This window comes from Rathayibacter sp. Leaf185 (assembly GCF_001423885.1).
Classification (GTDB): domain Bacteria; phylum Actinomycetota; class Actinomycetes; order Actinomycetales; family Microbacteriaceae; genus Rathayibacter.
Genome location: NZ_LMPP01000006.1, coordinates 1 through 12,828, shown reverse-complemented (window position 1 = coordinate 12,828; position 12,828 = coordinate 1). Strand labels below are relative to the sequence as shown.

Sequence of the window (12,828 nt, the reverse complement as noted above, 5' to 3'; positions counted from 1 at the left end):
GTTCGGTCGTAATGTGCAATCACATGGTTGTACATGAACTCTCCGACGCCGACGTGAACCGGATGTTCCGGGCGCTGGCCGACGCGACCCGGCGCGACATCGTCCGGCGGACCCTCCGGGAAGAGGTGTCCGTCTCGCAGCTCGCCGACCGCTACGACATGTCGTTCGCGGCGGTGCAGAAGCACGTCGCCGTGCTCGAGGAGGCGATGCTCGTGACCAAGCGACCGCTCGGCCGCGAGCGCCTCGTCCGCGCAGATCCCGGGCGACTCCGGCAGGCCCAGCGCCTGCTCGACGGGTTCGAGGAGATCTGGCGCGGGCGCATCGACCGGCTCGACGCGCTGCTCGCCGAACCCGAGCCCGACGCTGGCTCCTCGCAGAACCCTGTCTGACCGACTCCACTCGAAAGGCCCGTCATGCCCATCACCTCCGTCGAGAAGGACCTCGACCGCCTCACCCTGACGATCGTCGCCGACTTCGCCGCTCCCGTTCAGCGCGTCTGGGACGCGTACCTCGACCCGCGGCAGATCGAGCGCTTCTGGGGGCCGCCGACCTACCCGGCCACCTTCCTCCGCCACGACGGCGAAGCGGACGGCCGCAGCGTGTACCGGATGACCGGGCCCGAGGGCGACCAGCACTACGGCTGCTGGGACTGGACCGCCGTCGATCCGATGCGCTCGTTCGAGGTGATCGACCGGTTCGCCGACGAGACGGGCGCGCCGAGTGCCGACCTGCCCGCCACCCGCGCCGTCTTCGCGTTCGACGAGATCCCGGGCGGCACCCGGCTCACCACGACCTCGTCGTTCGACTCGCTCGACCAGCTCGAGCAGCTCGTCGCCATGGGGATGGAGGAGGGCACCCGCGAGGCGATGGCGCAGATCGACGCGGTCCTCGCCGACCTCGCCTCCTTCGCCGCGGATCGCGCCACCGAGGCGCAGATCCTCAGCGACACCCAGGTGCGGGTGTCGCGGGTGATCCGCGGGAGCGTCGAGCAGGTCTGGCGGGCGCACACCGACGCCGAGCTGATGAGGCGGTGGCTGCTCGGACCCGACGGCTGGTCGATGCCCGTCTGCGAGATCGCGACCGAGGTGGGCGGGAGCTACCGCTACGAGTGGCAGCGCGACGGCGGCGACGAGCGGTTCGGCTTCACGGGCGAGCTCCTCGAGTCGGAGGAGCCCGTCAGGGCGGTCACCACCGAGGCGATGATCGGGACGGGCTTCCCCGCGACGCTCAATGAGATGACCCTGACTCCCACGGCCGATGGCACGCTGCTGACCCTGGTCATCACCTACGCCGACGCCGCCCAGCGCGACGCCGTCCTCGCGACCGGTATGACCGACGGCATGGAGACGAGCTACGCCCGCCTCGAGGGCCTGCTGGACTCGACCTCGGTCGCCGCCGGCTGAGCCGGTTCCCCCGCGCGCGGCGTCAGGAGGCGCGGCGCGCGGCCAAGCCGGCGACGAGCGTCTCGACCCCCCAGGCGAACGCCTCGTCGGGCGCGCCGACGAACGCCTCGCTGACCGCGTCGGTGAGAGGGAAGCGCTCGGCGTCGATCCGCTGGTGACGCCTCGCCGCGGTGTAGCGCTCGGGGGCGGAGGCGCGGTGCTGCTCCTCGATGACGCTGCCGGTGACGAAGGCGGTGAGCGTCTGCATCGCCCGCAGCGCATCGATGAGCGCGAAGCCGGCGTCGGTGAGGCGGGTGAGCGGCACCTCCATCGATCCGATCGCCTCGTCGTCGATGAGGTAGGTCCCCGAGAAGAGCCGGGCGCCGTCGCGGTAGCGCAGCAGCACCGCCCGGAGGTGCGCGGCGGTCGCACGGACGACGTCCTGCCAGTCGCCGGGCGGGATCTCGGCGCGCACCATCTCGCGCATCATCACCGTCGCCATCTCGTCGGCCAGGGCCGCCATGTCGGGCAGGTGGTAGTAGAGGGCGCCGGCACGCACGCCGAGGCGCTCCGCGAGGGCGCGGGCGGTGATCGCGGCGAGCCCGCCCTCGGCGAGGAGGTCGAACGCGGCCTCGACGATCGCGTCGCGCGTCAGCTTCGCCATGGCGTCTCCTTGACTTTTGAACGGTGTTCAGTAACAGTAGCGCTCATCCGTTGTTGAACACTGTTCAAAGAGAAGAGACATCATGAGAGCCGCCGTCGTCACCGACTTCAGCACCCCGCCCCGCTGCGCCGAGTTCCGCGATCCCGAGCCGCAGGAGGGCTTCGTCCCCGTTCGGATGCTCGCCGTCGGCGTGCACCGCATCGTCCGGTCGCTGGCCGCCGGCGCGCACTACGGATCGGGCGACGAGCTGCCGTTCGTCCCCGGGGTCGACGGCGTCGGGCTGCTCGAGGACGGCACCAGGGTCTACACCGGCGGCTCGCCCGATCCGTTCGGCACGCTCGCCGAGCGGACGATCGTGCCGGCGGGCTTCGCAGTCCCGGTCCCGGAGTCGCTCGGCAGTGTCGAGGCCGCGGGGATCGTGAACCCGGCGATGTCGGCCTGGCTGCCGCTGGTCGGGGCAGCGGCGCTGCGGCCGGGGCAGACGGTGCTCGTGCTCGGTGCGACCGGCGCCTCCGGGTCGCTGGCCGTCGCGATCGCGCTGCACCTCGGCGCGGGCCGCGTGATCGCCGCAGGCCGCAACGCCGACGCCCTCGCGCGTCTCGTCGAGGATGACCGCGTCGCGACCGTGCGGATCGACGACGACCTCGTGGCGAGCCTCCGCCGTGCCGCGCCCGACGGCATCGACGTGGTGCTCGACTACCTCTGGGGTCCGGTGGCGGAGGCGGCGCTCGAGGCCCTGCGCCGCACCGGTCTCGCGCACACCGCCTCCGCGACCACGTACGTGCAGATCGGCGCGCTGGCGGGATCGCGCGTCTCGCTCGACGCCTCGCTGCTGCGGGCGTCGTCGATCTCGATCACCGGCAGCGGTGCGGGATCGATCGCCCCGCGCCTCCTGCTGGCCGAGCTGCCGAAGATCCTGGCGCTCGCGGCGACGGGCGGACTGACGCTGCCGCTGCGCGCGGTGCCGCTCGCCGACATCGAGCGGGAGTGGGCGTCCACCGAGCGGCTGGTCGTGACGATGTGATCCCGGCTGCGGGTCCGTGTTCCTCGGATCGTGCAGGGCGCGCGGGCTTCAGGGCCGCGAGTCTCCACGGTGCGCGGAGGAGCGGCGGAGGATCACCGGCTCGAAACCTGGCCGCAACACTGGGTGTGCGTGCATCGGGGAGGACGCGGCGCTCCGCCGCACACCTCCTCCGTGCGACGAGGCGCCGGGCGGCCGCGCTCTGGTCGACTGGTGGAGCCTCCCCCGGCCCGCCCCGCTCCTCCTCCCTCCACCGCATCGGAGTCCGCATGCCCACGACCACTCCCGCCCGCCGCCGCGCGCTGCTCGGCGCCCTCGCCGTCGCCCTCGCGACCACCACCGCGCTCACCGCCTGCTCGAGCGGCTCCGACGCGGCCGCCTCCGGAGAGGACGGATCGTTCGGCGAGGCCGCCGTGCAGCTGTCGTGGGTGCCCCACGTCGAGTTCGCGGGCGAGTACCTCGCCGACGCCAACGGCTACTTCACCGACGCGGGCTTCGACTCCGTCACCCTCACCCCGGGCGGCACCGGCGCGACCGGCGCCGAGACCGCCATCGCGAGCGGATCGGCCTTCGCCGGCGTCTCCTCGCCCCTGATCACCGGCCCCGCGATCTCGGAGGGCGCCGAGATGAAGATCGTCGGCGCGACGTACCAGAAGAACCCGTTCGCGATCGTGTCGCTGACCGACGCTCCGATCGAGACCCCGCAGGACATGGTCGGCAGGACCATCGGAGTGAGCGACAGCAACGACCTCGTCTGGCGCGCGTTCCTCGCCGCGAACGACATCGACGAGTCCGACGTCGACCGCGTGCCGCTCACCGACTCGACGCTGCTCACCACCGGCCAGGTCGACGGCTACATCGGCTACGCGACCGCCGGCGCCAACACGCTCAACCAGCGCGGCTTCTCGGCCCAGCAGTTCCTGCTCGCCGACACCGGCCTGCCGATGGTCGGCGAGACGATCGTCGTGGCGCAGGAGAGCATCGACGACGACCGCGAGAAGGTCAAGGCGCTGCTGTACGCGGTCGCCCGCGGCTGGAAGGACGCCGTCGCCGACCCCGAGGCGACCGCCGAGACCGTCGTCACCGACTACGCGGCCGACCAGAACTACAAGGTCGAGGAGCAGGCGCAGGTCATGACGACCCAGACCGGGCTGATCGTGACCGCCGACACCGACGAGAACGGCCTGCTCACCATCACTCCCGAGCTGCAGGAGCAGTCGGTCGAGTCGCTCGCGCTGACCGGGATCGAGCTCGACGCCGACCAGCTCTTCGACACCACGCTGATCGACGAGGTCTACGAGGAGCACCCCGAGCTTCTGGAGAACTGAGATGACCATCGCGACCACCGAGGGCATCCGCCTGAGCGGCCTGAGCAAGCGGTTCGACCTCGGATCGCGCTCGGTCCAGGCGCTCGCCGAGGTCGACCTCGTCACCCCGCGCGGGTCGTTCCTGTCGCTGCTCGGCCCCTCGGGCTGCGGCAAGTCGACGATCCTGCGGATGCTGGCGGGGCTCGAGAAGCCGACCACCGGCTCGGTCTCGATCCACGGGACCCCCGTCGTCGGCACCAAGCGCTCGGCCCAGCTGGGCATCGCGTTCCAGGACGCGGCCCTGCTGCCCTGGCGCTCGGTGCGCTCGAACGTGCGTCTGCCGCTCGAGCTCACCCGCCAGGCGGCCAAGCGCGACAGCATCCCCGATCTGCTCGACCTGGTCGGGCTGAGCGGCTTCGAGGACGCGTACCCGTCGCAGCTCTCGGGAGGCATGCGCCAGCGCGCCTCCATCGCCCGTGCCCTCGTGGTCGAGCCCGATCTGCTGCTGCTGGACGAGCCGTTCGGCGCGCTCGACGACATGACGCGGCAGCGGCTGAACCTCGAGCTGCAGCGCATCTGGACCGCGCGGCCCGCGACGACGCTGATGGTGACGCACGGCATCGCCGAGGCGATCCTCCTCTCGGACACGGTCGCCGTGATGTCGCCGCGCCCCGGCCGGATCGTCGAGGTGATCGACATCGACCTGCCGCGCCCGCGCACCGTCGAGATGCTGCGCAGCCCCGAGTTCCACGCGATCGAGGACCGCATCACCGACCTGCTGTTCTCGCAGCACGGTGTCGCGATGGAGGACGAGGCGTGACGGCCCTCCGCGCGAACTGGCGCGTCGTCGCCGGCCTCGCGGTCTTCGTCGCGGTGTGGTGGATCCTCGCCGACACCGTCTACCGCGAGAGCCGCGCCGTGCCGAGCCCGGGAGCGATCGTCGCCGCGTTCGTCCGCGACGGGCCCGTCTTCTACCTCCGGAACGTCGGCGACACGGTGCTCGCCGCCGGCCAGGGCTACCTCTGGGGCAACCTGGCGGCGCTCGCGCTGGCGACCGTCGCCCTGCTCGTGCCGTGGACGCACCGCGTGATCGAGCAGATCGGCGTCATCAGCCACTGCCTGCCGCTGACCGCGGTCGGGCCGGTGATCCTCGTGATCTTCGGCGGCCGGACGACCTCGATCTTCCTCGCAGCGCTCCTCGTGTTCTTCACCACGCTCATCGGCGCGCTGCTCGGCGTGCGCTCGGCGCCCCGCACGGCGCTCGACCTCGTCGCGGCGTACCGCGGCGGGCGCTGGGCGCAGATCGTCAAGGTGCAGGCCATCGCGGCCGTGCCGGCGACGATCACGGCGCTGCAGGTCGGCGTCCCCGCGGCGATCCTCGGCGCGGTGCTCGGCGAGTACCTCGGAGGCGTGACCACCGGTCTCGGAGTCGCGCTCGCCGTCGCGCAGCGCCAGATGGACGTCGAGCGCGCCTGGGCCTTCGCAGTGACCAGCGGCCTCGTCACGATCCTCGGCTACGCGCTGATCGCGGCGCTCGGCCGCTGGATGATGCCGCGCGTGACGGGCACTCCGCGCGCCACCCGCCGCGCCGTCCTGCGCCGCGCCGTTCTGCGCCGCACCGGAGGTGTCGTATGAGCACCGCCACCCGCACGGCGTCCCGGGCCGCGCGCCGGCCGCGCGACCTCACCGGTCGCCTCGCGCTCCGCATCGTCCGCGCCGAGCTCGTGCCGCTCGCCGTCGCCGTCGTTCTCTCGCTCGCGTTCTGGTACGCGTTCCTCGCGATCGCCGACGTGTCTCCGCTGCTCGGCAAGACCCCGACCGATGTCGCCGTCTACCTCTTCACCGAGGCGGACGCCGCCGAGAACCGCGCGATCGTGTTCGGCAACCTCGGTGTCACCGCCCTCGACGCGCTCGTCGGCTATGTCGCGGGCATGCTCGTGGCGCTCGCGATCGCGGTGCTGTTCGTGTTGATCCGCTCGCTCGAGGCGACCGTGATGCCGATCGCGATGCTGCTGAAGTCGATGCCGCTGATCGTCGTCACTCCGCTGATCACGCTGGCGATCGGCAACGGGATCGCGTCGGTCGCGGTGGTCGGCGCCGTCGCGGTGTTCTTCCCCGCGCTGGTCACGGTCGTGTTCGGGCTCCGCTCGCTCTCGCGCGAGTCGTTCGAGCTGGTCACGGTCTACGGCGGATCTCCGCTGGACGTGCTGCTCAAGGTGGCGCTGCCGACGGCGGTGCCGGCGATCTTCGCGGCGGCCAAGGTGGCGGTCCCCTCCGCCCTGAGCGGCGCGATGCTGGCCGAGTGGCTGGCGACGGGCAAGGGACTCGGCGGCGCGGTGCAGCGCGCGTCGGCCGGGTTCCGCTACGACGAGCTGTGGGCGTCCCTCGCGGTGATCACGGCGCTCGGAGTCGTGGCCTATGCGGTCGTGGCGATCGGCGAGAGACTGGCGGCCGTCCGCTTCGGCGGACAGAACTGAGGATGAGCATGAGCGACAGCATCACCGGCAGCATCACCGGCACCGTGTGGGACGGGACCCGTTCCCTCGGCACCGCGACGTTGGCATGGGACGGCGACCGGATCGACTCGGTCTCGGAGGCGTCCGGCGAGGCCGACTTCTCCGTCATCCCCGGGCTCGTCGACACGCACGTGCACCTCGGCGCGTACTCGGGCGAGGGCACGGCCGACTTCACCTCGTGGGGCCTGATCACCCCGCGCGAGGAGCGCGTGTTCCACATCGCGAACAACGCCCGCAAGGCGGCCCGCGCGGGTGTCACGACCCTCCGCGACCTCGGGGCCGACGAGCTGCAGATGACCGTGGCGCGGATGTTCGACCAGGGCATCGCCGACGGCCCCCGGCTCGTGAACCACGGCGCCGTCGGCATGACCGCGGGCCACGGCGACCTCTTCGTGCCTCCGCACTACCCGCACCGCGACCGCGTGGCCGACAGCCCCGACGAGTGCCGGCGCCTGGTGCGCACCTGGGCCCGTGCGGGCGCCGACGGCATCAAGATCTACACCAGCGGAGGCGTGCTCTCGATGGGCGACCGGGTCGGCTGGCGCAACCAGACCGACGCCGAGATCGCCGCGACGATCGACGAGGCGCACGCGCTCGGGATGCCGGTCGCCGCGCACACCCACTCCGTCGCCGGGCTCGACCGGGCGCTCGCGCTGGGCGTCGACTCGATCGAGCACGGCACCGCCATCGGCCCGCAGCACTGGGCGACGCTCGTCGAGCGCAACCTTCCCGTCGCTCCGACCCTGTTCATCAACGACGTGATCGCCGCCGGGCGCGCGCCGTCGACCCCGGAGGCGTCGCTCAAGGCGCAGGACGTGGTCGCCACCCGCGACGCAGGCTTCCTCGCCGCGGGCGAGGCCGGCGTGCGCTTCGTGCTCGGGACCGACGCGAACGGCGTGTACGTCGACTGGGGCGAGCAGCTCGACGAGGTGCGGCGGATGCGCGACGCGTTCGGCTGGACGTCCGAGCGCACGCTCGTCTCGGCGACCTCGGACGCCGCGGCGGTCGTCGGCCTCGGCTCGCGCGTCGGACGGCTCGCCGAGGGCTTCGGCGCCGACTTCGTCGTGCTGCGCGGGCGGCCGTGGGAGAGCATCGACGATCTGCGCGCCGAGAACATCGTCGCGGTGGTCTCGCGTGGGCGCGTCGTGTCGGGCGAAATGCCGCCCCGATGAGCGTCGCCGGGGCTCGGCGGTTCGTGACGGCGGAGGCGCTCGGCGCTCCCCGGGGCGCCTACAGTCACGCCGTCGAGGCCCACGGAGTCGTCTACGGCTCGGCCATCGGACCGTTCTCGCCGCTCGACGGCTCGATCCCCGAGGGCATCGCGGCGCAGACGGCCTCGGCCCTCGACAACATCGAGCGGCTCCTCGCCGGCGAGTTCCTCCTGAGGCTCGCCGACGTGGTGCGGGTGACGCTGATCCTCAGCGACTTCGAGCGCGACTTCGCCGCCGCCTCCGCCGTGTACGCGCAGTACTTCCCCGTCGATCCACCCGCCCGCACCGTGATCGGCGCCGTGCTGCCCGGACCCCTGGTCGCGATGGACTTCATCGCGACCGGCCGCTGACCCTCCTCCCGAAAGGCGCCCCGTGTCCTCCTTCCTCGTCGGACTGCCCAAGGTCGAACTGCACGTGCACCTCGAGGGGACCCTCGAGCCCGAGCTGCGCGCCGAGCTCGCCCGGCGCAACGGCCTCCCCGTGCCCGAGGCGCTCGCCTACGATTTCGACTCGCTCGCCTCGTTCCTCGCCGTCTACTACCCGGCGATGGACGTGCTGCGCGAGGAGGCGGACTTCTACGACCTCGCGTCGGCGTACTTCCGCCGCGCGGCGGCCGACGGGGTCGTGCGGGTGGAGGCGTTCTTCGACCCGCAGGCGCACACCTCGCGCGGAGTGCCGTTCGAGGCCGTGATCGGCGGGTACCACCGTGCGGCGGTCGACGCGGCGGCCCTCGGTGTCGACGCGTCGCTGATCCTCTGCTTCCTCCGCGACATGTCGGCCGAGAGCGCCGGCGAGACCCTCGAGGCCGCGCTGCCGTTCGCCGACCGCCTCATCGGCGTGGGCCTCGACTCGGACGAGCGCGGCAACCCGCCGGCGAAGTTCGCGCCGGTGTTCGCACGGGCGCGGGAGGCGGGGCTGCGGCTGACGATGCACTGCGACGTCGACCAGCCGAACGGCGTGGAGCACATCCGCCAGGCGCTGGAGGAGATCGGCGTGGACCGCATCGACCACGGCACCAACATCGTCGAGGCGCCCGAGCTGGTCCAGGTGCTGGTCGACCGCGGACTCGCGCTGACCTGCTGCCCGCTGTCGAACTCGTTCGTCTCGAGCGACATGAAGGCGGGCGAGATGCGGGGGCTGCTCGAGCGCGGGGTTCGGGTGACGGTCAACTCCGACGACCCCGCCTACTTCGGCGGGTACATCGCCGACAACTACGCGGCGATGGAGGCCGCGGGATTCACGCGCGACGAGCTGGTGCAGCTGGCGCGCAACTCCGTGCTCGGCTCGTGGGCCGACGCGTCTGCTCAGGAGGCGCTGCTCGCCCGGATCGACGCGTACGCGGTCGACTGAGCTCAGTCCGACCAGGTGGATCCCTCGAGCCCGCAGCGCGCGTATCGAGATCCACCAGCGTCAGGACATGAGGTCGGAGTGTCGACCTGCCGGGCATCGCCGCCGGCCGGGACCTCAGAAGGGCGGCGGGCCGTCGTCGAAGCGCGGTCGCGGAGGCGCATCGGGTGGCCGCCCGGGAAGGACGGGTGGTCGGGTGCTGACCCGGCGTCCGGTGGGGGTGGTCCAGTCGGTGCTGCCGTCGGGGTGCAGGACGTAGGTCCACCGATCGCCGTGACGGACGTGATGATGGCCGGTGCAGAGCGACGCGAGATTCTGGAGGGACGTCTCGCCGCCGTTCCGCCACTCGATCGTGTGATCGGCCTCGCTGGTAGACGCCGGACGCGTGCAGCCGGGGAACCGGCAGGTCTGATCCCGCAGCTGCAGGTGGAGTCGCATCTGCGCCTGCGGGACCCGGTGGGTGCGGCCGACGGACGTGACCGCTCCGGTGTCCGGGTCGGTGAGGATCCGGGTGAACGACGCGCCGACTCCGACGAGCTCTCGCGCGACGTCAGCGGGGATCAGGCCGTAGCCGTCGAGGTCGGCGGGAGCGTCGTCCGCTCCGGAGGCGGTGCTCGCGGCGAGTGTCAGCCGGACCTCGGCGCGCACCCCGGGGACGAAGGTCGGCGCCGTCGCCTCCGGATCGCTCACGGGTGTGGTCCCCGCGATGTCGCCATCGGTGAGGAGATCGCCGAACGCGTCGGCGCGCAGCTGCGCGAGCGTGCGCTCCTCCCCGATGCCGTCACTGGTGCTGCCGCCGGCATCGTCACAGTCGCCGCGAGCACCGTCACGGAGACTCCTGGCGATGCGGTCGATGCGGTTGTACACGCCCATCGCGACCGTCGCCGGAAGGAGCGCTCCGAGTGTCGCCATCCCGTCGATCTCGGGACTGATCCACACCGTCCGGTCGGCGCGGGCGCGCACGTGACGCAGAGCGAGCGGCTCGTCGTGCAACTCGTCGCGCATCCGTGCGACAGCTCTCTGCAACTGCGTCGGAGTCGCGGTGAGCGCGACCTCTGCCGCGCACTCGTCGAGCGCTGCCCGTGACGCGGCGGGAAGGACGGCCGCGGCGTCGCAGATCACCTCGCTCGCCTCCCAGAGGATCGCGCCGTCCGCGAGCGCCGCGCGAGTCTGCGGCAGCTCCTCGATCAGCAGCCGTGCATGCTCGAGGGTGCGGGTCATCCTCCGCTCCGAGGTCCGCATCGCGACCGCGAACTCGGCCCGGATCGACCGCTCGAAGAGATCGCGGGACTCGCTGCGGGTGAGGTCGCCACCCCGGGCGAACGCCTCCGGGACGAGCCGCGCCGCCCGGTACGCCGCGTACAGCGCGGTGGCCCGGGCGAGCGTCGCCAGCGAGGAGGTGACGCCCGCACCCGCGGCGATGTCGGTGAGCGCCCTGACCGTGTCAGGCGTCACCACCGCTGCCGCCTCGCCTCTGTCGTCCATACCTGCACTGAATCAGCGACGTCCGACATCGAACCGTCCCGAGGCCCCGTTCGCGACACCTCGTCGACGGACCGCGCCAGCGGAGGTGGCGCGCCGCCCAGCGGCAGCCCGATGCCCCCCCCCGACTCGGGCCTCGCTCGGCGTCAGCGCGCCTCAGAGGTAGCGCAGCGCCAGATGCAGGTCGACGCGATCCGTCATCGAGGCGAGGTCGCGCCCGGTGAGCGCCTCGATCCGCTGCACGCGGTAGCGGAGCGTGCTGGCGTGAAGGTGCAGCTGGTCGGCGGACTGGCGCCAGGAGCCGTTGCCCTCGAGGAACACGCGCAGCGTCTCGACGAGGTCGGTGCGGTGCTCGTCGTCGTAGCGGACCAGCTCGCCCAGGACCTCGCGCGCGAACGCCGCCCGGGTGCGCGGGGCGACGAACTCGAGCAGCCCATCGCTCGAGACCGCCACCGTGTGCTCGAGCACCGAGACGATCCCGCCGCTCGCCGCCGCACTCCGCGCCCGGGAGCCGAGCAGCGACCGGCCGAGCTGCGCGGGGCTGCGGGACGCGTCCCCGACTCCGATCGCCACGTGCCGCCCGCGGAGCAGCCACGGCGCGGCCTCGAGGGCAGACTGCAGAGCGGCAGCCGGCGACCGCGTCTCGTCCTGAGCGTCGCCGAGAACGAGCACAGCGCCTCCGTCGAGCACCGCGCTCAGGGCGAGCCCGTGCTCCCGCTCGGCGGCGTCGCGCAGCAGCCGCGCCAGCGCCTCCGGAGGCAGTGCCGGGTCGTCGGACCGCGCGGTCACCACGCGCAGCGGCGTGCCGAGACGGGCGCCGAGCAGCCGGAGCCGCACGGCGATCTCGGCGTCGGGCAGCTCGTCGTGCTCCACGGCGCGGAGCAGCTCGAGCAGCGGACCGCCCCCCTCCGCCTCCTGCCGCCGCGCGAGATCGAGGCGTCCGCCGACCGCGCTCGCGAGCAGCTCGACGGCGTCGGCCGTCTCGTCCGACCAGCCGCGCTGGTCACCGGTGACCACGAGCACGCCGACCCGCTCGCCTCCGGGCGAGAACAGCGCGCGGCGCGAGAGAGCGCGCCCCTGCTCCGTGACCTCCCAGCGGTCGTCGGCGGAGGCGAGCGACGCCTCCCATGCGGCCCCGTAGTCGGCGGCGCCGGGCATCCCGCCGGCCGAGGCGACCAGGGTCGCCGCATGGTCGACGACCCAGCTGCCGTGGGCGAACTCCTCGAAGAAGGCGCGGAGCGCGACGTGCACGCCCTCGCCCGACGCCAGATCCTCGAGCAGGCGCCGCGCGAAGCGGGCCTCGCGTCCGAGCGTCGGCAGGTCGGCCTGCGCCACGACTCCGGCGACGGTCTGCGCGATGGCCTTGAACGACACGTCGGGCGCCACGGTCAGGAGTGCGACGCCGTTCCGGCGGCAGACCTCGATCATCCCGGCGGGCAGCGAGCCGACCGCGATCAGCCCGACGACGATCGCGACGACTCCGCGGTCGGCGACCCCGCCGACGAAGCGCTCGACGCTCTCGCGGCCCGAGGTCCACAGCGCGCTGGTCAGCACGACGTCTCCGGGAGAGAGGAAGCGGCCGGGGTCGGGCAGGTCGATCGTGTACGTGCCCGAGACCGCGCGTGCGAGCTGCACGTCGTCACCGCTGACGAGGGTGAGCTGCAGCTCGGGGTGCGTGAGGAGCTCGCGGACGTTCACGGCGCCTCCAGGATCGGGAGCTTCCAGGATAGGTCGCGGTCCGGTCCCCACCGACGGAACCAGTTCTCATCGAGATACCGCCGCGCGCGCGGTGTCCCGCCTGTGAAGTCTCGGGACATCGGTGACAGTTCTGTCTCAGGACATCGGTGACGGTTCGGTGGATTTGGTGGTGACGGTTCTCTCGGTCGTGATCGTGGGAT

The 12,828-nt window shown here is 72.5% G+C and carries 13 protein-coding genes; 10 read left to right on the top strand and 3 right to left on the bottom strand.

Annotation, left to right across the window (positions count from 1 at the left end):
- Positions 1 to 23: 23 nt before the first annotated feature.
- Together ASG06_RS16650 and ASG06_RS16645 are read left to right on the top strand one after the other, a co-directional pair.
- A complete protein-coding gene (locus tag ASG06_RS16650) occupies positions 24 to 389 on the top strand; it encodes an ArsR/SmtB family transcription factor (RefSeq protein ID WP_056044889.1) in 366 nt (121 codons plus the stop codon).
- A 24-nt stretch (positions 390 to 413) separates the two neighbouring features.
- Positions 414 to 1,403 carry an SRPBCC family protein gene (locus ASG06_RS16645; protein WP_056044669.1) on the top strand — a complete coding sequence of 330 codons (990 nt, stop codon included), beginning with the start codon at positions 414 to 416 and terminating at the stop codon, positions 1,401 to 1,403.
- Positions 1,404 to 1,425: 22 nt separating this feature from the next.
- On the opposite strand, the gene ASG06_RS16640 is transcribed toward ASG06_RS16645, so the two are convergent.
- Positions 1,426 to 2,046 carry a TetR/AcrR family transcriptional regulator C-terminal domain-containing protein gene (locus tag ASG06_RS16640; protein ID WP_056044667.1) on the bottom strand — a complete coding sequence of 207 codons (621 nt, stop codon included), beginning with the start codon at positions 2,044 to 2,046 and terminating at the stop codon, positions 1,426 to 1,428.
- 82 nt (positions 2,047 to 2,128) lie between these two features.
- Here ASG06_RS16640 and ASG06_RS16635 point away from each other — a divergent pair, with 82 nt between their 5' ends.
- The 8 genes from ASG06_RS16635 (at position 2,129) to add (ending at position 9,451) form a co-directional block, all read left to right on the top strand.
- Positions 2,129 to 3,070 carry a quinone oxidoreductase family protein gene (locus ASG06_RS16635; protein ID WP_056044665.1) on the top strand — a complete coding sequence of 314 codons (942 nt, stop codon included), beginning with the start codon at positions 2,129 to 2,131 and terminating at the stop codon, positions 3,068 to 3,070.
- 266 nt (positions 3,071 to 3,336) lie between these two features.
- Complete coding sequence (locus tag ASG06_RS16630; RefSeq protein ID WP_056044663.1) at positions 3,337 to 4,395, top strand: ABC transporter substrate-binding protein; 1,059 nt, start codon at positions 3,337 to 3,339, stop codon at positions 4,393 to 4,395.
- A 1-nt stretch (position 4,396) separates the two neighbouring features.
- Positions 4,397 to 5,194: an ABC transporter ATP-binding protein gene (locus ASG06_RS16625; RefSeq protein WP_056044662.1), complete on the top strand. Its 798-nt coding sequence runs from the start codon at positions 4,397 to 4,399 to the stop codon at positions 5,192 to 5,194.
- Positions 5,191 to 6,009, top strand: coding sequence for an ABC transporter permease (locus tag ASG06_RS16620; RefSeq protein WP_156466028.1), 819 nt, complete (start codon positions 5,191 to 5,193; stop codon positions 6,007 to 6,009). Before ASG06_RS16625 ends, ASG06_RS16620 begins: the two co-directional genes overlap by 4 nt.
- Positions 6,006 to 6,851, top strand: a complete 846-nt coding sequence (locus ASG06_RS16615; RefSeq protein ID WP_056044660.1) for an ABC transporter permease — start codon at positions 6,006 to 6,008, stop codon at positions 6,849 to 6,851. The genes ASG06_RS16620 and ASG06_RS16615 overlap by 4 nt, the downstream gene beginning before the upstream one ends.
- 8 nt (positions 6,852 to 6,859) lie before the next feature.
- Positions 6,860 to 8,062, top strand: coding sequence for an amidohydrolase family protein (locus ASG06_RS16610; RefSeq protein ID WP_162239035.1), 1,203 nt, complete (start codon positions 6,860 to 6,862; stop codon positions 8,060 to 8,062).
- Positions 8,059 to 8,451 (top strand): RidA family protein, encoded by a 393-nt coding sequence (locus ASG06_RS16605; protein WP_056044656.1) that lies wholly within the window; start codon positions 8,059 to 8,061, stop codon positions 8,449 to 8,451. Before ASG06_RS16610 ends, ASG06_RS16605 begins: the two co-directional genes overlap by 4 nt.
- A gap of 22 nt (positions 8,452 to 8,473) precedes the next feature.
- Positions 8,474 to 9,451 (top strand): adenosine deaminase, encoded by a 978-nt coding sequence (add, locus tag ASG06_RS16600; RefSeq protein ID WP_056044654.1) that lies wholly within the window; start codon positions 8,474 to 8,476, stop codon positions 9,449 to 9,451.
- A gap of 114 nt (positions 9,452 to 9,565) precedes the next feature.
- Here add and ASG06_RS16595 read toward each other — a convergent pair whose 3' ends face one another.
- Both ASG06_RS16595 and ASG06_RS16590 read right to left on the bottom strand, forming a co-directional pair.
- Positions 9,566 to 10,933 (bottom strand): HNH endonuclease signature motif containing protein, encoded by a 1,368-nt coding sequence (locus tag ASG06_RS16595; protein WP_056044653.1) that lies wholly within the window; start codon positions 10,931 to 10,933, stop codon positions 9,566 to 9,568.
- Between the two features lie 153 nt (positions 10,934 to 11,086).
- Complete coding sequence (locus ASG06_RS16590) at positions 11,087 to 12,628, bottom strand: PucR family transcriptional regulator (RefSeq protein WP_056044650.1); 1,542 nt, start codon at positions 12,626 to 12,628, stop codon at positions 11,087 to 11,089.
- Positions 12,629 to 12,828: the final 200 nt, after the last annotated feature.